This window comes from Gallibacterium genomosp. 1 (genome assembly GCF_000771875.1).
Classification (GTDB): Bacteria; Pseudomonadota; Gammaproteobacteria; order Enterobacterales; family Pasteurellaceae; genus Gallibacterium.
The window spans coordinates 1-1,001 of record NZ_JPXX01000046.1; the positions used below are offsets into that span (position 1 = coordinate 1).

Annotated in this window: 2 protein-coding genes; both read left to right on the forward strand. The window is 38.9% G+C overall.

Annotated elements, in window-relative coordinates; all coding sequences use genetic code 11:
* Positions 1–192: 192 nt before the first annotated feature.
* Entirely contained in the window at positions 193–699 is a 507-nt protein-coding gene (locus JP36_RS10965; RefSeq protein ID WP_039174687.1) for a hypothetical protein, read from the forward strand.
* Positions 594–992 carry a GA-like domain-containing protein gene (locus JP36_RS12020; RefSeq protein ID WP_418904671.1) on the forward strand — a complete coding sequence of 133 codons (399 nt, stop codon included), beginning with the start codon at positions 594–596 and terminating at the stop codon, positions 990–992. Before JP36_RS10965 ends, JP36_RS12020 begins: the two co-directional genes overlap by 106 nt.
* The last annotated feature ends 9 nt before the right edge of the window (positions 993–1,001 follow it).

Genomic DNA, 1,001 nt, shown 5'->3' on the forward strand with positions numbered 1-1,001 from the left:
TACTACTACTACTACTTTCCTATTTTAACAACCTTGTATTTATTAGATAGTATGCGCATTCTTGTGAAAAATTTAATCTATTTTTTAGTTTAGAAAATGTAACGCAAAGGAAGTAGTTTTGTTTATAAAAGATTAAATAAAACAAGAAACATATTAAATAAATTTATTTACCAACCATAAAGGAGGACTCTAATGAGTCTAATTTTAATCAAAGCAAAATCAGGACAGCGAATTGATTTAAGCAAAGTTGCCAAAAAAGGCAAATATGTAGAATTGGCCGTTGCCGGAGAAGAGTATCACGTTATAGACAGTGAAACAGGAAAAACCCCAGAAGATTTACAAGTTTCCCGATCAGGTAACGATCTTGTTATAAAAAGCCAAAAAGACAAGATTGAAGTTATCATAGATGAATTTTGGGGTGAATGCAGCGCAGAACAGCAATGCTTTGCGGTATTTGACAGTGCGGCACAAGTCACAGAGCAAGGCAAAGTAATCGTTACCCAAGTTGAAGCGGAAATGAGTGGTTTTAGTAGCAATGACATTGCCAGTGGAACGTTAACAACCAGCTTAGAAAATGGACAAAGTTTTAGTCCTTGGACATATGTAGCCGGTGCAGCAGCATTGCTCGGAGGCATTGCATTAGCCGCAGGCGGTGGAAGCAGTGGTGGCAAGGGATCATCCCATACGGGGGGGGGGTAGAAAGCACTAAGATTACCGCCGCCGAAGAAGCAGTTAAAGCCGCCGAAAAAGCCTACCAACAAGCCAAAGATCTTCTTGAAAAAGCAAAAGAAGATAATCAAATCACAGCAGAAGAAAAGTTAGCCCTTGAAGAAGCAAATCAAGCAATAAAAGACGCAAAAACAAAGGCAGAAGAAGCACTAAACAACCTACCTAAAGATAAAGAACAAGAAGCACTGAAAGAAAGATTAGATGCAGTTAATCCCATTGAAATTCCCGAGAATGGCGGAAATCCGTCAACAGATCCAGAATAACCAACTCCA